Origin of the sequence: Streptomyces sp. NPDC048197 (assembly GCF_043202395.1) — a bacterium.
Lineage (GTDB): Bacteria > Actinomycetota > Actinomycetes > Streptomycetales > Streptomycetaceae > Streptomyces > Streptomyces siderophoricus.
On the sequence record NZ_JBIDAJ010000004.1, the window covers coordinates 267603 to 285161 of the forward strand.

A 17559-nucleotide genomic window follows, 5' to 3' on the forward strand; every position below is an offset into this window, starting at 1 on the left:
AGGACCCTGCGATGACCTCCGCCGCCCCCTCCCCCACCATGCCGCACCCGTTCGCCTCCACCCTCTTCGGACTGTTCGCCGCGAGCGCCGAGCAGTATCCGGAGCGGATCGCGCTGGAGGTCCGGGACGAGGTCCTCACCTACGCCGAACTGGACCGGCTGGCGGCCGGTCTGGCGCAGCGGCTGACCGCCGCGGCCGCGGAGCGCGGCACCGGGCGTCCCGCCAAGGTCGGTCTGCTGGCCGCCCGCAGCCTGACGGCCTACGCCGGATATCTGGCGGCCCTGCGCGCCGGCGCGGCCGTCGTCCCGCTGAACCCGTCCTTCCCGGCCTCCCGCACCCTGGCCATCGCGGCCACCACGGACCTGGACGTCATCGTCACCGACGAGGACTCCGCCCGGGCGGCCCAACTCCTCACCGCCCAGGCGGCGGAGGACGGCACGCCGCTGCCGCCCGTGCTCGCCCTCACCCCCGCCGAGCTGACCCGGCTGCGCACTCCCGGCGCCGAGGACGGGCCCGCCTCCCCCGCCGCCCCCACCTCCGCCGAGGACATCGCCTACGTCCTCTACACCTCCGGCTCGACCGGCCGGCCGCGCGGCGTCCCCATCCGGCACTCCAACGTCCTGCCGACCCTCCGGTGGCTGGTCGAGGAGCACGGCTTCGGCCCCGAGGACCGGCTCTCGCAGAACGTCGAGCTCTCCTTCGACGTGGCGGTGCTCGAACTGTTCACGACCTGGTCGGTAGGTGCGGCGCTGGTGATCCCGCGGCCGAACGACGTGGTGCGTCCGTCGGCCTTCGTCAGCGCCAAGCGGATCACCCGCTGGTTCTGCGTACCGTCCGTCGGCAGCATCGCGGCCCGGACGAACGCGCTGGTCCCGGACTCGATGCCGACAATGGCCGGGGTGATGTTCGGCGGCGAACGGCTGCTCAGCGAGCAGGCCGAGCAGTGGGCGGCGGCCGCGCCCGGTGCGCGGTTGTGGAACCTGTACGGCCCGACCGAGGTGGCGATCGTCTCCACGGCGCACGAACTGGGCAGCGGCAGTGCGCTGCGACCGGCCGGTTCCAACGGGACGCTGCCGATCGGCCGGGTGCCGGACCATCTGGAGCACGTCGTCCTCGACGATGCGGGCGAGCCCGCGGAGACCGGTGAGCTGTGCCTGCGCGGCAGCCAGCGCTTCGACGGCTATCTGGACCCCGTCGACAACGTCGGCCGGTTCCTGGAGTGGCGCCCGGGCACCCGGGCCGTGATCCACGACGGGACCGCGCCGCTGACCCGGGACCACTGGTACCGGACCGGTGACCGGGTCCGGGTCGAGGACGGCGCCCTGGTGTTCCTGAGCCGCCTCGACCATCAGGTCAAGGTCCGGGGCCAGCGCATCGAACTCGGCGACGTGGACGCCGCGTTGGCCCGCCACCCCGCCGTGCGGGACGCGGTGGCCCTGGTCCGTGAGACCGGCGAGGATTCCGTCCTGGTCGCCTACTACTCCGGCGAGCCCACCGCGTCCGCGGAACTGACCGGCTTCCTGCGCCGCCTGGTGCCCGTCTACATGATCCCGGGCTCCTTCACCCACCTCGCCGAACTCCCGCTCAACACCAACGGCAAGGTCGATCGCGCCGCGGTCGCGGCCTACGACCGCGGGACGGCCGGCGCTACCGCGCGGTCCGCCACGCCACCTCTTCGGGAGTCATCGGCGCAGTGATGCTGTACGCATCCCCGACCTGCAGGGCGTCCGGCGTCCGGTACTCCTCCTTGGCGCCGATCACGCTGACGCCCACCCACGAGTCGGGGTTCCAGAACAAGCGGTAGCAGGGTTCCTGACCGGACGGGATCTCCCGCAGCACGGTTCCGCGGTTCGCCAGCAGCCGCTGCAGTTTCGCGAACCGCAGTCTGCGGGCGAACCGTCCGTACCTGGACCGGATCTCCCCGTTGACGACCTGTCCGCCGTGGGCGAGCCGGTGGACCTGCAGGGTGAAGTGGTGCCCGGCCCAGAGGCCGTCGCCGGCCTCCCGCTGCCAGAAGAACTCCGCGAGTCCGTAGTCCCGCCACATGTGGTGCCGCCCGGACCGGTTCTCCGCGAAATCCGTTCCCAACCTGCCGGTCACCCGGCCGGGTTGATCGGTCGGTCTTGCACCGAGCACCGTTCCGGTCGTCACGACGTCCAGGTAGAACGCCAGGGAATGGGGGGTCACTTCACCTCCTGCGGCCGGGGCGCGCCGGGCAGCGCGGGCCTGGCCGTGCCGGGTGTGAGGCCCGCCCGGGCCGCGACGGCGAGGGCCGCCTCGATGGCGAAGGGGCGGGCGCGCTCCGGATCGGCGTGGCGCAGGACGGGCAGCAGGACCTCGGCGTCGAGCGTGCCGGCGCGGGCCGCGTCGAACGCCGCGTCGGCCAGGCGGTACGCCTCCCGCAGGTCGTCCGCGTCGGTGCGGTCCTCGAAGAGCCGCTCGCCGGACCCGCTGTAGGGGGCGCGCACCAGGGCGCTGCCGTCGTCCTGCGCCGGGTCGGTGGGCACCTCGCCCCAGGTGCCGTGCTCGTCCACCCAGGCAAAGAAGCCGATCGGTGCCCTGGCGCGGACGACGCTGCGCAGCGGCCCGGCGTCGTCCTGCCAGGCCTCGCGGAGCCAGCCGGGCGCGTCGGAGAGTGCCTGGGGCAGTGCGTCGTAGAGGTCTCCGGGCAGGTCGTGGTCCTTGCCCATGACGAGCGCCCGGCCGCCCTCGAAGGGCATCAGCTGCCACCAGTTGCTGCTGCCGTCGTCATGGAACAATCCGGTCTCCTCGACCCAGTAGCCCTGCTCCGGCCCGGCGGCGTGCAGGACGGCCATGACCGCGCCCTCCAGCCACAGCTCCGTCGGATTCCACACGGTGGTTCTTCCCTTCGTAGGCGCATGGGCGCACAGGCGCACAGGCGTCGCGGCCGAGGATGGGGGGTCGGCCCGTGGACAAGGTGGGTGAACGGGAGCGGAGTCCGGTCAACCGCCCGCGGGCGCCCCCGGGTTCTGCTGCTGGTCGAAGGCCGCGAGCATCTCCGGGGACCAGGTCAGTCGGCCGTCGTGCAGCTCAGCGGTCACCGCGCGGACCCATCGTTCCTCGGCATCGACCATGGCCAGCAGGTATTCGTGCTCGATGAGGGTGACGCGCGGGACGCCGTCCTCGGTGTGGACGGCCAGTTGGGAAGCCAGGTCGGCGCGCTGGGCCGCGAGGCGCTCGGCGCGCCGCTCCAGCACGTCCAGCGCCTCGGCCGGGGTGAGCATGGGCAGGTTGGACAGGGCGGCCGGGAAGACGGGGAATTCGCCCTTCGGCACGGCCAGCATCTGGTCCAGCCACTCGCGGGCGACCGCCCGGCCCTCGTCCGTGACCTCGTAGACGGTGCGCTCGGGGTACTGCTGGTCGCGCTCGGTCTGCCGTACGGCGATCAGCCCGCCCGTGTGCAGCCGCTCGATGGTGCGGTACAGACCGGCCCGCTGGCCGACGTTGACCACCTGTTCCTTGCCCCACTGCTTGATCAGTTGCTGGATGCCGTACGGGTGCAGCGGCTTGTAGTGCAGCAGCGCCAGGACGGTCAGGGCGAGCGGCGAACTCTTCACGGGAGCGGTCATGGCGGTAGCGTAGCGAGGCGAGACTAGTTGCATTGCGACTAGGTGCAGTGCAACTATAGAGGCAGGAGCCCGCCGGCCGGCGGGCGCATCCTCGGGAGGGGTCATGAGCGTCAACGGCACTCAGGACGGGCGCGGCGGTACGACCGTGCGGACGGCACTGGTCATCGGGGGCGGGGTGGCGGGCCCGGTCACCGCACTCGCACTGCGCAGGGCAGGCATCACGGCGACGGTCCACGAGGCCTACCCCGCGGCCGCGGACGGGGTGGGCGCCTGGCTGGCCCTGGCCCCCAACGGCCTTGCGGCGCTGCGGGCGATCGGCGCCGACAAGGCGGTGGAGGCCCTCGGGCAGCCGGTGCCCGGGATGGTGATGGCGGACGGCGCCGGGCACCGCTTCGCCGCCTTCGACGGCTTCGCCGAGCTGCCGCCCAGCCTGGCCATGCCCCGCGCCGCGCTCTACCGTGCGCTCACCGATCACGCCGCCGACGAGGGCATCCCGTTCGCGTACGGCAAACGGCTGGTGGGCGCCGAGGAGACCCCCGAGGGCGTCACCGCACGGTTCTCCGACGGCACATCGGCGACCGCCGACATCCTGATCGGCGCCGACGGCATCCGCTCCACCGTCCGCACCCTGATCGACCCGCACGCGCCCGAGCCGGAGTACGGCGGCGTGCTCAGCTTCGGCGGGTACGCCACGGACAGCGGCGTCGAGGCCGCGCCCGGCACGATGTACTTCGCCTTCGGCCGCACCTTCACCGGCCACTGGCGCGGCCCGGACGGCCGGTTGATCTGGTTCGCCGGCCTGCCCACCGACACCCCGCCGGACCCGGCCGGCCTGGCGCGGGTCCCGGCCGCCGAGTGGCTGGCCGCGCTGCGCGAGGCCTACGCGGGCCATGTCCCGGGCGAGCGGCTGCTGCAGCACACCGACCCCGACGAGCTGATGGCGGTCGGGCGGATGGAACGCATGCCGTCGGTGCCGCACTGGCACCGCGGCCGCATGGTCCTGGTGGGCGACGCGGCACACGCCCCGTCCTCCAGCTCGGGCCAGGGCGCCTCGCTGGCCATCGAGAGCGCGGTGGAACTGGCCCGCTGCCTGCGCGATCTGCCCACGCCCGCCGAGGCGTTCCACGCCTACGTCGGGTTGCGCCGGGAGCGGGTGGAGGCCGTCGGGCGGAACGCGGCCGCCGCCAACAAGGTCAAGGCCGGCAAGTCCGACCTCGGGGCCGCGGCCGCCTTCCCCACCCCCGAGCAGATGCTCCGCCCGCTCCACTTCCACCGCATCGACTGGGCGGAGACGGTGGCGGGGAGCTGACGGCGACGGTCACCGGGTGATCGCCTCCGCGGGGGCGGTGGCGGGCTCGTCGTCGCCCAGTGCGATGAGCGCCATGGCGGCCCGGTGCTGCTCGGGGCTCATGCCGAGCAGCCCGGCTCCCCCGCTGTCCTCGCTCTCGTACAGCCGCAGCTGACCGTCCGCGTGGCTGCGCAGGATGTCGCGCGCCTCGTCGGTGCCGAGGTCGAGGGCGGTGGCGATCTGCCGCCAGGTGGCGCCCAGTTGCAGCGCCTCGTGCACGGAATCCGCACGGTATTGCTCGACGGCGCGGGCGATCCGGACGCCGAGCGCGAGCTGCGCCAGCGCGTCCCCCGCATCGCCCCGCTCATCGGGCCCCCGGTACGCGGCGGGCAGCCGGCGGTCGGCCAACCGCTCCCCGTGGGCGAAGTGCTTCTCCGCCATCCAGGACAGCGGTGTGGTCACCGGTACGTCCTCGGGGCACCGGACCGTGCGGGCCTGCCACTGCTCGTACTCGTGGCGGCGCTCCTGGTCGTGGTGGCGCTCGTGGTCGTGTGCGAACTCGCGGTGGTCGCTCATCGGTGGTGTCGTCTCCCTCCGTAGGGCGTCTTCCGTAGTGGAAGGACCACGGACATGTGCCCCGTTCGGGCGGAACGATTCTTGCGTTTGCGCCGGGGCGCCCCGGGCAGACGGCTCTTCGTCAAGGAACGGCTCGACAGCAAGGGAGCACGACCATGACTGCCGACAAGAAGACCTCTGCGAAGGCCGAGCAGATCAAGGGCGCCGTGAAGGAAACCGTCGGCCGCGCCGTGGGCAACGAGCGGATGACGGCGGAGGGCCGCGCCGAACGGGCCAAGGGCGATCTGCGTCAGGCCGGGCACAAGGCCCGGGACGCCATGGAGCGATGACCGCGTCGCACGGCCGCTTCGGCGGCGACACCGGCGGCGAGGTGGGCAGAGCCCGCAGAGTATGAGGCGGTGGCCCGGCGGATTCCCCCTCCGCCGGGCCACCGCCGTGCCCGCGCGTGTCGATGACGGGCGGGAGCCGGGCCGCTTGGCACAGTCGCAGGGGGCGCGTCCCCACGGCCGGCGACTCGACTCTGCGGAAGGCCCATCGGTGACGGAACGCGAGACCGGGACGGCGGCGGCGAACGGAGCCGGGGCCGAGCTCGAGGTCAGGACCGTACGCACACCCACGCTGGACACGGCCTACGCCGTCAGCGGCCCCGAGACCGGGCGCCCCGTCGTGGCGGTGCACGGCTGGCCGGACGACATCCACTGCTGGGACGGCGTACTGCCCGCCCTGCACACCGCCGGATGCCGCGTCTACCGCCCGTATCTGAGGGGATTCGGCCCGACCCGCTTCCGCGACCCGGCCCGGCCGCGCAGCGGGCAGATCGCGGCGCTCGGCAGCGACCTCGGCGAATTCCTCGGCGCACTGGACCTCGGTGACGTCATCCTGGCCGGGCACGACTGGGGCGCCCGCGCCGCGTACGTGGTCGGCGCGCTCTGGCCGGAGCGGGTACGCGCCATCGCGGCGCTGTCGGCCGGATACGCGACCCACCGTCCGGACGCACCGCTCCCCTACGCGCTGGCGCAGGCGTACTGGTACGAGTGGTTCGTCGCCACCGGCCGCGGCCGGCGGGCCATGGTGCAGGACCGCCGTGCCTTCTGCCACTACCTGTGGACGGCCTGGTCCCCGGGCTGGGACTTCTCGCAGGAGGAGTTCGACGAGACGGCCGCGGCGTGGGACAACGAGGACTGGGCGGACGTGACCGTGCACGCCTACCTCCACCGCTGGGGCGAGGCCCCCGGCGACCCCGCGTACGACACCGTCGAGGAACGCCTCGCCGCCCCGGCCCCGATCCAGGTGCCGACGATCGTGCTGCACGGCGCGGAGGACGCCGACAACCTCCTGGGCACCACCGCCGGCAAACAGCAGCTGTTCGCCGACGGCTACACCCGTCAAGTCCTACATGGCGTGGGCCACTTCCCGCCCCGGGAGGCACCGGAATTCACCGCCGAGGCCATCCTCAGCCTCTGCTAGCGGTCTCGTGCCCGGGCGACCGTTGCGGCCGGGTGCCGCGCCGTAGCAGTGCCGTCCAGAGGAAGGGCTCGCCGAAGTGCGGGGAGCCGGCCGGCTCGTCGTGCATGCGGCGGAGTTCCACCACCGTCAGGTCTGCGAAGATCCGGCGCAGGGACTCGGGCGTGTAGGCGAGGCCGCCGTGCAGACCGGTGGACCGGCGGTAGAGGTCGGCGTCCCCGATCTCGGAACCGCCCCGCTCCCCGCCCGGCGCGAAGCAGGTGAGGGCGAGATGGCCACCGGGGGCCAGTGCGCGGTCCAGCAGGGCGAGGTAGCTGATGCGGCGGTGCGGCGGCAGATGGTGGAAGCAGCCGGAGTCGTAGATCAGGTCGTACGGGCCGCGGAGCGGGGCACCGTCATCGGAGCCGACGAGGGTGAAGGCGTCGCCGCAGCGGAAGGTGATGCCGGCCCCGGCCTCCCGGGCGCGCTCCTCGGCCCAGGCGACCGCCGCCGGGGAGAGGTCCACGGCGTCCACCCGGAAGCCCCGGGCGGCGAGGTGGAGGGCGTTGCGGCCCGGCCCGCACCCCAGGTCGAGCGCGCGCCCGGGAGCGACCAGGCCGCGGTCGAGGTAGGAGACCAGGTTCTCGTCGGGCTTCGCCACGAAGAACGGCACCGGCCTGGACCGGTCGGCGTAGAAGCCGTCCCACCAGGAGGCGGCACCGGCCGTCCAGCGGTCGGTCTCCGGCGCGAACAACCCGTCCAGGAGCCGGAGCACGTCGTCGACGCTGCGGAGGTGACGGTCGATCAGGCCGGTCCGGTCCGCAGGACTCCCGCCGCCGTTCACCACTTCCTCCCTGCCCTTCCGCTCCTCCCCTTCCTTCCTTTCCTTCCTCATTCGCCCTCCCCTTTCCCGTCCGCTTTTCGGTGCGCATTCCGTCCGGCGATGGTAGATCCGGTGCCGGCCGGGACCCCGTTCCGGTGATGTGGGCGGACTCCGTGACAGACCGTCCGGACGCCTCGGACGAGGGCGGGAAGGAGGTCGGTGAGGGATGGGGATGAAATGGCCTCCGGGGCCCCCGGAGCGGCCGGGAAGGGGGCGATCTGCGCCGCGCCGAGCTGATTTTTCCGGCGATCCCCGGGTACCAGCGTTCGTGCAAGCCGCCGCAATGGAGCGGCCGGTGCCCGTCCGTGCCGGCAAACGCGCTGTGCGTCCGCCGGCCCCCTAGGGAAAGGCACAGGCACACCATGCTCTTTCTGGTCGTAGCAGTTTTCCTCTTCGGCGTGCTGCTGGGGACCGCAGGCCATGTTCCCCCGGCCGTCACGGTCGTCGCCGGGATCGCGATCGCGGCGTGGCTGACGGTGTTCTTCGTCCGCGAACGCCGTAAGGCGACGACCTCGTCGAAGGGGGCGCACCGATGACGTCCACCTGGCTTCCGTTGAAGACCGGCCCGCATCCGCAGGCCGACCGGATGGCCGTGACCTCCTTCGTCTGCGGGCTGGTAGGGACGCTGATCTTCAACGTCTTCTTCGGTCCGTGCGCGCTGGTCTTCGGCTTCCTGGCGCTCCGCCGCGGGACGATCCGCCGGCTGCGGGCCTGGCTGGGACTGGCCTTCGGCCTGGCCGACCTGGTGCTGCTGGTCGTCGTGTCGATGGCCACCGGGACGGTGAGCTGGCACGTCTAGACCGGACAACGGCACAGGCGGAGCCGGACGCGTCCCCTCACCCGAAGTGGGAGACCAGCGGAATACGATCAACGAAAGTCGATCAATGGAAAGGGAGAAAAGTCATGGCCGATTTCCTTACCGACATCGAAACCATCCGCGCCCGCGCCCGCCAGGAAATCGAAAAGGGTCCGGTGACCGATGCCTACGGCGCCGATCTGGAGCGCGTGCTGCAGGTGCTGAACGAGGCACTGGCCACCGAAATCGTGTGCACACTGCGGTACAAGAGGCATTACTACACGGCTTCCGGCCTCTATTCGGAGCCGGTCGCGGCGGAGTTCCTGGAACATGCCGCGGAGGAACAGCAGCACGCCGACAAGATTGCCCGGCGCATCGTGCAGCTCGGCGGGGAGCCCGATTTTCACCCGGACACGCTGACGCAGCGGGCGCACGCGGGCTATGACGCGAGCGCCGACCTGGTGGAGATGATCAAGGAGGACCTGGTGGCCGAACGGGTCGCCATCGCCGCGTACACCGAGATCGCGCAGTGGCTGGGCGACGGTGATCCGACCACCCGGCGGGTGTTCGAGGACCTGCTGGCGCAGGAGGAGGAGCACGCGGACGATCTGCGCGGGCTGCTGGAACGTATTCCGCAGTCCGGACGAGCCTGACAGAGGCCCAGGCCCGTTCCATATCAGGCCAAGTCGCCCCGGATCAGATCACGTCAGGGCATATCGATTCAGCTCAGGTCAAGCGTGACAGTGATGACCTTGCCGCCGCGGGCCGCGGGAACGATGGTGACGGAGGTGGCGAGTTGGCGCACCATGGGCCAGCCGTAGCCGCCGATGTCCCCCGGCCCGTGGCGGGAGGCCGTCACGGGGTGGTGCGGGCTGGCGTCCTCGACGAGGAGCGTGAGGCGGTTACCCCTGATGCGTGCCGTGAAGGCGATCAAGCCGTCCGTGTGGCGCTGGGCGTTGGTGACCAGCTCGGACGTGATCAGCAAGGCATCCGTGAGCTTCATCGCCTCCACGGCGCCAGGGTGGGCCTTCAAGAGGTCGTTGACGCGATCGCGTGCCTGCGCGGCCGTGGCCGGTATGTGGGACGCTGCCTGGGTCACCGTTTCCCCCCTTTTCCGAACCGGGCCGATCTTCGTGACACCCCTGCGTCTACCCGCGTTGTGCGGATTATCGCCAGCATTCTCGATGGATCCGCCCACGTTACGGCGCCCGGGCCCCGGAGGACACCGGTTGTGATGCAGCTCGCCGCCCCGGTGCCGGGAATCGGGCCGGACGGCTACGCTCCTTGCGCACACCTCCCCTCGCCACCGCCGCACAAGGACGATCCCACCCGTGAAGAAGAGCGCGATAGCCGGCCTCTGCACCCTCGGCCTGCTCGTGGCCGCCGGCGCCTACGAAGGCATCGCCATCGCCAGTGACCCGCTGACCCTCGCCGAATTCAACGAGATCAAGGCGGGCAGCAGCGTGCGGACCCTGCTCCGTTACGCGAGTACCTGCCAGCAGGAGAACAAGACCGAGCCCGCCGACAACTACCCCGTCACATGGACGTGTTACGGCGCCGACGGCAGCAGCAACGCGGTGTTCTTCTATTCCGAGGGCGTGCTCTTCAGCAAGTCACAGACGGGGCTTCAGTAACGCATCACACCCCTCGTCACATAAGTCGGATTATCCGCCTCATTTGCCTTATGTCTGCATTCGGTAAAGGCCTCGGTGTTGACCGGGCACGCGCCGTCCCGCGGGTGCATTCTCCTTGCTGCCCGGCCAGAGCCGGGGCATCTCGCAGCATGGCAATGCAGAAAGGCATGATCCTCAATGATTGACGGATTCAAGCGCGCCTTCGCACTGGGCGCCGCCACCGTTGCCCTCACCGGGGGCATGGCCCTCTTCTCGGTGGGTACCGCCTCGGCCACGGCGCCGCAGCACGACGACCACACGGCGTCCCGGCACGTCGACCGGGGCCACTGCCGCGTGGTCCACGGTCGCTGGATCCGGGTCTGGCACCCGGCCTGGCAGGACCGGCGCGGGCACCGCCACCCCGGCTACTGGACCCGGACCTGGCACCGGACGCACCTGGTGTGCCACCGGCACTGAGCACTGAGCGCCTGACGCGATAGGCACGTGAGCCCCGGGGCTGGATCACACCCCCGGGGCTTCTGCGTCTCTTGCTTCTGGAAGGCCCCGAAGTGGAGCATGCCTGCACGCGCTTGTAAACAACGAGGCACAAGAACACTCAAAATAGGTAAACCTCAGCAGTCGGACGCACCGTGCTCTAGCGTTCACCTCCGACACGGAGGCGGTCGAGTACCGGGGGGTCCGACCGCACCGGACGTGAGGGGACGACCAAGTGGGGGGCCATGGGGTTGTTCGAAGCTGCCGGATCACGGGTGATCGCGTCATCCGCCGGGACAGCCAAGCTGGAACGCACCTCGCAACAGCGCGAGGAAAGCAGGCACCGATCCACCGAACAGCGGCTCTTACAGGTGGCGTTGGCCGCCGATCTCCTCGGTGCGCTGGTGCCGATGGGGGCCGTCTGCGCCGCGACCCGGCAACCGCAGCCGCTGCTCGTCGCGGTGCTCGCCGGCGCCGCCTGGCTGGCCGTGGGAGCGGCAAAGAATCGTTACTCCAAAGATGAGCTGGGCGGCAGCGGTGCGGTGCTGCCGATCCTGCGGGACTGGCTGACCGTATTGGGCGTGCTGGCCGTCACCTGCGTCGTGGCGCGGATCGACGTCTCCACCGAGATCTGTGTGCTCGCGCTGGTGCCGGGGCTGGCGCTGGCCGTGCTGCGGCGCAAGCTCGTACACCGCTATCTGCAGCGCGTACGCCGCCGCGCACAGGCGCTGCGCCGGGTGCTGCTCGTCGGTGAACCGGGCGCCGTCGACCTGGTGTTGGAAGAGATGGCGCACCGTACCGATCACGAGTACGTGGTCGTCGGCGGCTGCCTGGTCGGCGAGGAGGACACGGACTCGGCGCTGCCGGTGCCGGCCCGGCTGACCTTCGACGGGGACGGGCCGGACGGTGCGCAGGACGGCGAGACCGTGCTGCGGTGTGCGGCCGAACTCGACGCCGACCTCGTCTTCGTGGCGCCCGGCCGCCGGATGTCCGCCGCACGGGTGCGCCGGCTGGCCTGGGCCCTGCACGACGAGGGACGGGATCTGGCCATACTTCCGGGGCTGATCGACGTGTCCCGGCACCGGGTCCGGCTGGCGAAGGCCGCGGGACTGACGGTGATGCACATAGACCCGGCGGCACGACGGGGGCTGCCGGTGCTGCTGAAGCAGACCACGGACCGGGTGGGGGCGCTGCTGTTGCTGGTGCTGCTCGCCCCGCTGTTCGCCATGGTGGCGGCGGCGATCCGGCTCACCTCCGCCGGTCCGGTCTTCTACTGGCAGATACGGGTGGGCCGCGATCTGCGGCCCTTCCGGATGTGGAAGTTCCGCACCATGGTCGCCACCGCCGACCGGATGCGGGCCGCGCTGGAGTCGGCGAACGAGCACGACGGGGCGATGTTCAAGATCCGGCGGGATCCCCGGGTGACCCGGGTGGGCCGGGTGCTGCGCCGGCTCTCGCTGGACGAACTGCCCCAGCTCTTCAACGTCCTTGCGGGCCATATGTCCTTGGTCGGGCCGCGGCCGCCGCTGCCCGAGGAGGTCGAGCGGTACGACGGGACGGAGCTGCGCCGGCTGTCGGTCAAGCCGGGGCTGACCGGTCTGTGGCAGGTCAGCGGGCGGTCCGACCTCTCCTGGGACGAGACCGTGCGGCTGGACCTGAGTTACGTGGACAACTGGTCCTACGGCCGGGACATCGGCGTGCTGGCGCGCACGGTCCGCGCGGTGCTGGACGGCCGCGGTGCGTACTGAGCGGGTCGGCCGTCCCGGGTGTGCGGCCGGTGCGGGCGCTCGTGGGAGCGGCCACCGTGCGCACACCCGGGGCCCGGCCCCCTCACGCCGGGGCCGGCTGCGACCGCCAGGCTGCGTAGGTCGCGGCGATGCCGTCCGCGAGCGGGACGGTCGGCGACCAGCCCAGGGCGCGCATCGTGCTGATGTCGAGGAGCTTGCGCGGGGTGCCGTCGGGGTGGGACGGGTCGAAGGCGATCCGTCCCGCATAGCCCACGACGGAGGCGACGCAGGAGGCGAGTTCGGCGATGGTGAGGTCCTCACCGCAGCCGACGTTGACCGGGTCCTCGCCGTCGTGGCGGCGCAGCAGCAGCTCGCAGGCCGCGGCCAGGTCGTCGACGTGCAGGAATTCGCGCCGCGGGGTGCCGGTGCCCCAGAGGGTGACCTCGGGCCGGTCCTGCTCCTTCGCCTCGTGGAAGCGGCGGATCAGTGCGGGCAGGACGTGCGAGGTCTCCAGGTCGAAGTTGTCGCCGGGGCCGTAGAGGTTGGTCGGCATGGCGGAGATGAAGGAGGCGCCGTACTGCCGGCGGTAGGAGCGGATCTGGACCAGGCCGGCGATCTTGGCTATCGCATAGGCCTCGTTGGTGGGCTCCAGCGGCCCGCTGAGCAGGGCGTCCTCGGTGATGGGCTGGGGGGCGTGCTTGGGGTAGATGCAGCTCGACCCGAGGAACAGCAGCCGGCGCACGCCTGCCTGGTGGGCGCCGGCGATGACGCTGAGCTGGATGCTCAGATTGTCCTCCAGGAACTGCACCGGCTGGGTGCTGTTGGCCATGATTCCGCCGACCTTGGCGGCCGCCAGGACGACGGCGTCGGGCCGGACGGCGCGCAGCCAGTCCGCGGTGGCGGCGGCATCGCGCAGGTCGAGTGCGGTGCGGGGGCGGGTCAGTACGTCGTAACCCTGCGCGGACAGCCGCCGGGCCACGGCGGAGCCGACCAGGCCCCGGTGGCCGGCGACGAAGACCCGGGCGGGCGGGGGCAGCAAGTCATCCATGGCCCGGATTGTGGCAGTGGAACCGTTACATCCACCGGCCATTTCAGGAAATAACAACGTTTCTCGTGGGGGGAAGCCATGACCAAAACCGCTGTGATCACCGGCATCACCGGCCAGGACGGTTCGTATCTGGCGGAATTGCTGTTGAGCAAGGGCTATGAAGTGCACGGGCTGATGAGACGCTCGTCGAGCTTCAACACCGAGCGCATAGACCACATCTACCAGGACCCGCACACCCCGGGGCGCCGGCTGCTGCTGCACCACGTCGACCTGTCCGACGGGGTGGCGCTGGTGAACCTGCTGCGCGACCTGCAGCCGGACGAGGTCTACAACCTCGGCGCGCAGTCCCATGTCCGGGTCTCCTTCGACGCCCCGCTGTACACCGGCGATGTCACCGGGCTGGGTGCGCTGCGGCTGCTGGAAGCCATCCGTGCCAGCGGCGTGCAGACCCGGCTGTACCAGGCGTCGTCCTCGGAGATGTTCGGCGCCACCCCGCCGCCGCAGAACGAGACGACGCCCTTCCATCCGCGCAGCCCGTACGGCTGCGCCAAGGTCATGGCCTACTGGTCCACCGTCAACTACCGCGAGGCGTACGGGTTGTTCGGGGTCAACGGGATCCTCTTCAACCACGAGAGCCCGCGGCGCGGCGAGACCTTCGTCACCCGGAAGATCACCCGCGCGGTGGCCCGTATCCAGGCGGGTCTGCAGCAGCACCTGTATCTCGGCAACCTCGACGCCGTCCGCGACTGGGGTTACGCACCCGAGTACGTGGAGGCGATGTGGCTGATGCTCCAGCGGGAGGAGCCCGACGACTACGTGGTGGCGACCGGGGTGGCCGCGACGGTACGGGACTTCCTGCACGCCGCGTTCGACTGCGTGGGGCTGGACTGGGAGCGCAGCGTCCGGTTCGACCCGAAGTACGAGCGGCCCAGTGAGGTGGACGCGCTGATCGGCGACCCGTCCAAGGCGAAGCGGCTGCTGGACTGGTCGCCGAAGGTGCAGTACGACGAGCTGGCGCGGATCATGGTCGAGTCCGACATACGGCAGCTGGAGGACGAACTCTCCGGCCACCGGGTGCGGGTGGACCGATGACCACGTCCGCCACCGCCCGCCGGCTGAGCGGCTTCACCGGCGCCGGCTACGACAAGGGGCGCGGGCTGCTGACCCAGGCCCTCTGGTTCGCCGTGCTCAACCTGTTCTTCGTGAAGTGGTGGTTCCCGCCGCGGCTGCGCCCCGCGGTGCTGCGGGCGTTCGGCGCGCGGGTCGGTGACCGGGTGCTGATCCGGCACCGGGTGCGGGTGCAGTGGCCGTGGAAGCTCACCATCGGCGACGACGTCTGGGTGGGCGAGGACGCCTGGCTGATCACGCTGGAGCCGATCACGATCGGCCATGACGTCTGTGTGTCCCAGGGCGCCGTGCTGTGCACCGGAAGCCATCAACGCCGGTCCCCCACCTTCGAGTTCGACAACGGGCCGATCCGGCTGGAGCCCGGCGCGTGGGTGGCCGCCCGCGCCATGGTGCTGCGCGGGGTCACCGTCGGTGCGGGCGCGGTGGTCGGTGCGGGCGCGGTCGCCCACCGGGACGTGCCCGCAGGGGCCGTGCACACGACCGGGGGTGCCCGGTGAGGATCAGCCATGTGGTGACCCTGGTCAGCGACGACGGCGCGTACGGCGGGCCGGTGAGCGTGGCCACCGGGCAGCTGGCCGAACTGGCCGCGCGCGGGCACGAGGTCGAGCTGATCGCGCTGTGGCGCGGCCGGGGCGGCCCGCCGCGCACCGTGGACGGGGTGCCGCTGCGGGCCCGCCCCGCGCGCACACTCGTCCCGGGACAGGGGTTCCTCGGCCTGTTCCACCCGGGGCTGCTGCCGCTGCTGTGGCGGGCCGCCGGCCGGGCCGGCGCCCTGCATCTGCACGCCGGCCGCGATCTGGTGTCGCTGGCCGCGCTCCTCGTCGCCGTACTGCGCCGCCGGCCGTTCGTGGTGCAGACGCACGGCATGGTCCAGCCGCGGTCGTCGGCCGTCGCCCGGCTCTTCGACCGGGTCTATGTGCCGCTGCTGCGCCGGGCGGCCGCGGCGCTGGTGCTCACGGACGAGGAGGAGGCCGGGCTGCGGCGGGTGCTGGGACCGCGCGGACCGCGGCTGGTCCGGCTGCACAACGGGGTGCGGCCGGGGGCGAGCGAGGCGGTGGTGCGGGTGCCGGCCGAGGTGCTGTTCCTGGCCCGGCTGCAGGCCCGTAAACGGCCCGAGGCGTTCGTGCGGATGGCGGCGCTGGTGCACCGCAAGCGCCCCGAGGTGACGTTTCCGGTGTACGGCGCGGACGAGGGACGGCTCGGTGCCGTCCGGCGGCTGATCGCCGACGAGGGGCTCGGCGAGGTGGTGACGTACGGCGGCGCGCTGGACCACGGGGCCGCGGTGGAGCGGACCGCGCGGGCCGCGGTGTATGTGCTGCCGAGCGTCGAGGAGCCCTTCCCGATGAGCGTGCTGGAGGCCCTGGCCGTCAGCACGCCGGTGGTCTGCACGGACCGCTGCGGGATCGCCGGTGCGCTGCGGCGCCGCGGGGCGGCCTTGGTGACCGACGGTTCGCCGGAGCAACTGGCCGATGCGGTGCTGAGGTTGCTGGAGGACGAGGAATTGCGGCTTCGGGTGGTGCGGGCCGGCCGGGCCGCGCTGGACGAGGAGTTCTCGCTCGCCGCGGTGGCCGACCGGCTGGAGGAGCACTACCGGTCCCTCGCGGGAGGCGGATGAGCCGGGTGGCGGCGGGGCTCCGGCCCCGCCGCCGGTACCTCACGGCCCGGGGCCTAACGGCCGCCGGCCCGGCCGGCCATGGCCAGCCGCAGCAGGGCGGTGATCCGCGCCAGTCCGGCCCGGCTGCTGAGCTGTTCCTCGGCGTAGCGGGGGCCGCGGGCGCCCAGCCCGGCGGCCCGTACGGGGTCCTCGGCGAGCGCTCGGACCTCGGCCAGCAGCGCCTTGGGGTCCTCCGGAGCGATGACCGTCCCGGCGCCCGAGCGGAGGACCTCCTGGGCGGTGCCGCCCTCGGCCGCCACCGAGGCGATCACCGGCCGGCCGGCCACGAAGTACGAGGTCAGCTTGGACGGCAGGCTCATGTCGAGCACGGACGCCTTCTGGGTCACGGCGAGCACATCGGCGGCCGCGAGCACCTCGGGGAACTCCTCGGCGTCGGCCGGCGGCAGGAAGGACAACGCGCGGCTGCCGGCGCCCAGCCGTTCCAGGTCGGCGCGCTGGTTGCCGTCCCCCATGAGCACGATCCGTACCGGGGCGGCTTCGCGGTCGGCGAGCCGGGCCGCCTCGACCAGCACCTCCAGCCCTTGTTTCAGGCCCATGTTGCCGGCGTGCAGCAGCACGGTCTCGTCGGCCGCCCAGCCCAGCCGGGCCCGGGTCCGCTCGCGGTCGCCGCGCGGGCCCGTCACGTGCGTCCAGTTGGGCACCACGTGGATCCGTTCGCGGGGCACGCCCATCGCCGTGACCCGGGCGGCGAAGGACTCGTGCACCACCCCGACGACGGCGGCGCCGCGCAGGACCCGGGCCTCGACGGCTCCGGCCAGTGCCGCGGCCCGGCCCCCGCCCTGGATGCCGCTCTGCTCGGCGGCCGCGCCCATCAGGTCCTGGACGACCACGACATGCGGCACCCCGGCCCGCCGCGCCAGCCGGCCGCCCAGTACTCCCCCGGCCAGGGTGGGCATCTGGGTGAGCACCACGTCGGGCCGGACCGGCGGCGGCGCCAGCAGGCCGTGCGCCAGGATGCTCGCCTCGAAAAGCGCCCGGCGGGCGGCGGTCTGCCGGGCCGGTACGGTGTGCCGCCGGCGGTGCACGGTCACCCCGCCGCGGTGCTCCCGCATCCGCCAGCGGCCGCGGTAGCCCTCCGCCACCCGCCAGGACGGGTAGTGCGGCAGGCCCGCGAGGACGTGGGTGTCGGCCCCGGACGCGGCGAGGTGCTCGGCCACCTGCGTCGAGTACGGCCCTATGCCGGTGTGCTCGGGTGCGTAGTTGGTCGAGACGACCAGTACGCGCCGTCCGTCGAACGAGTCTTCCACGAATGCCCCCCTCTGGGTGTGCCGGTCATCGTAGAAGCGGTCAAGGCGTC

21 protein-coding genes are annotated in these 17559 nt (G+C 72.1%); 13 read left to right on the forward strand and 8 right to left on the reverse strand.

Annotated elements, in window-relative coordinates:
- The first annotated feature begins 11 nt into the window (after positions 1–11).
- Complete coding sequence (locus tag ACGF4C_RS08290) at positions 12–1697, forward strand: amino acid adenylation domain-containing protein (protein WP_393564329.1); 1686 nt, start codon at positions 12–14, stop codon at positions 1695–1697.
- Here the strand turns inward: ACGF4C_RS08290 and ACGF4C_RS08295 are convergent.
- The 3 genes from ACGF4C_RS08295 to ACGF4C_RS08305 form a co-directional block, all read right to left on the reverse strand.
- Entirely contained in the window at positions 1648–2187 is a 540-nt protein-coding gene (locus tag ACGF4C_RS08295) for a hypothetical protein (RefSeq protein ID WP_393564331.1), read from the reverse strand. The genes ACGF4C_RS08290 and ACGF4C_RS08295 overlap by 50 nt on opposite strands.
- Positions 2184–2855 (reverse strand): hypothetical protein, encoded by a 672-nt coding sequence (locus ACGF4C_RS08300; RefSeq protein WP_393564333.1) that lies wholly within the window; start codon positions 2853–2855, stop codon positions 2184–2186. Before ACGF4C_RS08300 ends, ACGF4C_RS08295 begins: the two co-directional genes overlap by 4 nt.
- Positions 2856–2963: 108 nt before the next feature.
- Complete coding sequence (locus tag ACGF4C_RS08305; protein WP_393564335.1) at positions 2964–3590, reverse strand: PadR family transcriptional regulator; 627 nt, start codon at positions 3588–3590, stop codon at positions 2964–2966.
- A gap of 103 nt (positions 3591–3693) precedes the next feature.
- On the opposite strand from ACGF4C_RS08305, the gene ACGF4C_RS08310 reads away from it, so the two are divergent.
- Complete coding sequence (locus ACGF4C_RS08310) at positions 3694–4899, forward strand: FAD-dependent monooxygenase (protein WP_393564337.1); 1206 nt, start codon at positions 3694–3696, stop codon at positions 4897–4899.
- A 9-nt stretch (positions 4900–4908) separates the two neighbouring features.
- On the opposite strand, the gene ACGF4C_RS08315 is transcribed toward ACGF4C_RS08310, so the two are convergent.
- Positions 4909–5454: a hypothetical protein gene (locus tag ACGF4C_RS08315; RefSeq protein ID WP_393564338.1), complete on the reverse strand. Its 546-nt coding sequence runs from the start codon at positions 5452–5454 to the stop codon at positions 4909–4911.
- A 155-nt stretch (positions 5455–5609) separates the two neighbouring features.
- On the opposite strand from ACGF4C_RS08315, the gene ACGF4C_RS08320 reads away from it, so the two are divergent.
- The gene (locus ACGF4C_RS08320) at positions 5610–5783 is read left to right on the forward strand and encodes a CsbD family protein (protein WP_030409962.1); all 174 of its coding nucleotides are present in this window, start codon (positions 5610–5612) and stop codon (positions 5781–5783) included.
- Between the two features lie 208 nt (positions 5784–5991).
- The gene (locus ACGF4C_RS08325) at positions 5992–6921 is read left to right on the forward strand and encodes an alpha/beta fold hydrolase (protein ID WP_393564340.1); all 930 of its coding nucleotides are present in this window, start codon (positions 5992–5994) and stop codon (positions 6919–6921) included.
- Here ACGF4C_RS08325 and ACGF4C_RS08330 read toward each other — a convergent pair.
- Positions 6908–7702 (reverse strand): class I SAM-dependent methyltransferase, encoded by a 795-nt coding sequence (locus tag ACGF4C_RS08330; protein WP_393564521.1) that lies wholly within the window; start codon positions 7700–7702, stop codon positions 6908–6910. The genes ACGF4C_RS08325 and ACGF4C_RS08330 overlap by 14 nt on opposite strands.
- Before the next feature lie 440 nt (positions 7703–8142).
- On the opposite strand from ACGF4C_RS08330, the gene ACGF4C_RS08335 reads away from it, so the two are divergent.
- The 3 genes from ACGF4C_RS08335 to ACGF4C_RS08345 all read left to right on the forward strand — a co-directional run bounded on the left by ACGF4C_RS08335 (position 8143) and on the right by ACGF4C_RS08345 (position 9229).
- The gene (locus ACGF4C_RS08335; RefSeq protein ID WP_393564342.1) at positions 8143–8316 is read left to right on the forward strand and encodes a hypothetical protein; all 174 of its coding nucleotides are present in this window, start codon (positions 8143–8145) and stop codon (positions 8314–8316) included.
- Positions 8313–8579 (forward strand): DUF4190 domain-containing protein, encoded by a 267-nt coding sequence (locus tag ACGF4C_RS08340; RefSeq protein ID WP_393564343.1) that lies wholly within the window; start codon positions 8313–8315, stop codon positions 8577–8579. The genes ACGF4C_RS08335 and ACGF4C_RS08340 overlap by 4 nt, the downstream gene beginning before the upstream one ends.
- Positions 8580–8683: 104 nt before the next feature.
- Positions 8684–9229 (forward strand): bacterioferritin, encoded by a 546-nt coding sequence (locus ACGF4C_RS08345; RefSeq protein WP_393564345.1) that lies wholly within the window; start codon positions 8684–8686, stop codon positions 9227–9229.
- A gap of 68 nt (positions 9230–9297) precedes the next feature.
- Here the strand turns inward: ACGF4C_RS08345 and ACGF4C_RS08350 are convergent, their stop codons facing one another.
- Positions 9298–9675, reverse strand: a complete 378-nt coding sequence (locus ACGF4C_RS08350; RefSeq protein ID WP_393564347.1) for an ATP-binding protein — start codon at positions 9673–9675, stop codon at positions 9298–9300.
- Positions 9676–9907: 232 nt separating this feature from the next.
- On the opposite strand from ACGF4C_RS08350, the gene ACGF4C_RS08355 reads away from it, so the two are divergent.
- The 3 genes from ACGF4C_RS08355 (at position 9908) to ACGF4C_RS08365 (ending at position 12432) form a co-directional block, all read left to right on the forward strand.
- Entirely contained in the window at positions 9908–10210 is a 303-nt protein-coding gene (locus ACGF4C_RS08355) for a hypothetical protein (protein ID WP_030796155.1), read from the forward strand.
- Positions 10211–10387: 177 nt separating this feature from the next.
- Entirely contained in the window at positions 10388–10666 is a 279-nt protein-coding gene (locus ACGF4C_RS08360) for a hypothetical protein (RefSeq protein ID WP_030409954.1), read from the forward strand.
- Between the two features lie 428 nt (positions 10667–11094).
- Positions 11095–12432, forward strand: a complete 1338-nt coding sequence (locus tag ACGF4C_RS08365) for a sugar transferase (RefSeq protein WP_393564523.1) — start codon at positions 11095–11097, stop codon at positions 12430–12432.
- A gap of 82 nt (positions 12433–12514) precedes the next feature.
- On the opposite strand, the gene ACGF4C_RS08370 is transcribed toward ACGF4C_RS08365, so the two are convergent.
- Complete coding sequence (locus tag ACGF4C_RS08370) at positions 12515–13459, reverse strand: GDP-L-fucose synthase family protein (protein ID WP_393564350.1); 945 nt, start codon at positions 13457–13459, stop codon at positions 12515–12517.
- A gap of 78 nt (positions 13460–13537) precedes the next feature.
- On the opposite strand from ACGF4C_RS08370, the gene gmd reads away from it, so the two are divergent.
- From gmd to ACGF4C_RS08385, 3 genes are read left to right on the forward strand one after another with little or no spacing between them, the layout of a single operon-like run.
- The gene (gene gmd / locus ACGF4C_RS08375; protein ID WP_393564352.1) at positions 13538–14551 is read left to right on the forward strand and encodes a GDP-mannose 4,6-dehydratase; all 1014 of its coding nucleotides are present in this window, start codon (positions 13538–13540) and stop codon (positions 14549–14551) included.
- Positions 14548–15084 (forward strand): DapH/DapD/GlmU-related protein, encoded by a 537-nt coding sequence (locus ACGF4C_RS08380; RefSeq protein WP_393564354.1) that lies wholly within the window; start codon positions 14548–14550, stop codon positions 15082–15084. The genes gmd and ACGF4C_RS08380 overlap by 4 nt, the downstream gene beginning before the upstream one ends.
- The gene (locus tag ACGF4C_RS08385) at positions 15081–16202 is read left to right on the forward strand and encodes a glycosyltransferase (protein WP_393564356.1); all 1122 of its coding nucleotides are present in this window, start codon (positions 15081–15083) and stop codon (positions 16200–16202) included. The genes ACGF4C_RS08380 and ACGF4C_RS08385 overlap by 4 nt, the downstream gene beginning before the upstream one ends.
- Before the next feature lie 53 nt (positions 16203–16255).
- On the opposite strand, the gene ACGF4C_RS08390 is transcribed toward ACGF4C_RS08385, so the two are convergent.
- The gene (locus ACGF4C_RS08390) at positions 16256–17509 is read right to left on the reverse strand and encodes a glycosyltransferase (protein WP_393564358.1); all 1254 of its coding nucleotides are present in this window, start codon (positions 17507–17509) and stop codon (positions 16256–16258) included.
- Positions 17510–17559: the final 50 nt, after the last annotated feature.

Coding starts and splice junctions, on each gene's coding strand:
- ACGF4C_RS08290 (WP_393564329.1), top strand. CDS start 12: ATGACCTCCGCCGCCCCCTCCCCCACCATGCCGCACCCGTTCGCCTCC.
- ACGF4C_RS08305 (WP_393564335.1), bottom strand. CDS start 3,590: ATGACCGCTCCCGTGAAGAGTTCGCCGCTCGCCCTGACCGTCCTGGCG.
- ACGF4C_RS08310 (WP_393564337.1), top strand. CDS start 3,694: ATGAGCGTCAACGGCACTCAGGACGGGCGCGGCGGTACGACCGTGCGG.
- ACGF4C_RS08315 (WP_393564338.1), bottom strand. CDS start 5,454: ATGAGCGACCACCGCGAGTTCGCACACGACCACGAGCGCCACCACGAC.
- ACGF4C_RS08320 (WP_030409962.1), top strand. CDS start 5,610: ATGACTGCCGACAAGAAGACCTCTGCGAAGGCCGAGCAGATCAAGGGC.
- ACGF4C_RS08335 (WP_393564342.1), top strand. CDS start 8,143: ATGCTCTTTCTGGTCGTAGCAGTTTTCCTCTTCGGCGTGCTGCTGGGG.
- ACGF4C_RS08340 (WP_393564343.1), top strand. CDS start 8,313: ATGACGTCCACCTGGCTTCCGTTGAAGACCGGCCCGCATCCGCAGGCC.
- ACGF4C_RS08345 (WP_393564345.1), top strand. CDS start 8,684: ATGGCCGATTTCCTTACCGACATCGAAACCATCCGCGCCCGCGCCCGC.
- ACGF4C_RS08360 (WP_030409954.1), top strand. CDS start 10,388: ATGATTGACGGATTCAAGCGCGCCTTCGCACTGGGCGCCGCCACCGTT.
- ACGF4C_RS08365 (WP_393564523.1), top strand. CDS start 11,095: ATGGGGGCCGTCTGCGCCGCGACCCGGCAACCGCAGCCGCTGCTCGTC.
- ACGF4C_RS08370 (WP_393564350.1), bottom strand. CDS start 13,459: ATGGATGACTTGCTGCCCCCGCCCGCCCGGGTCTTCGTCGCCGGCCAC.
- gmd (WP_393564352.1), top strand. CDS start 13,538: ATGACCAAAACCGCTGTGATCACCGGCATCACCGGCCAGGACGGTTCG.
- ACGF4C_RS08380 (WP_393564354.1), top strand. CDS start 14,548: ATGACCACGTCCGCCACCGCCCGCCGGCTGAGCGGCTTCACCGGCGCC.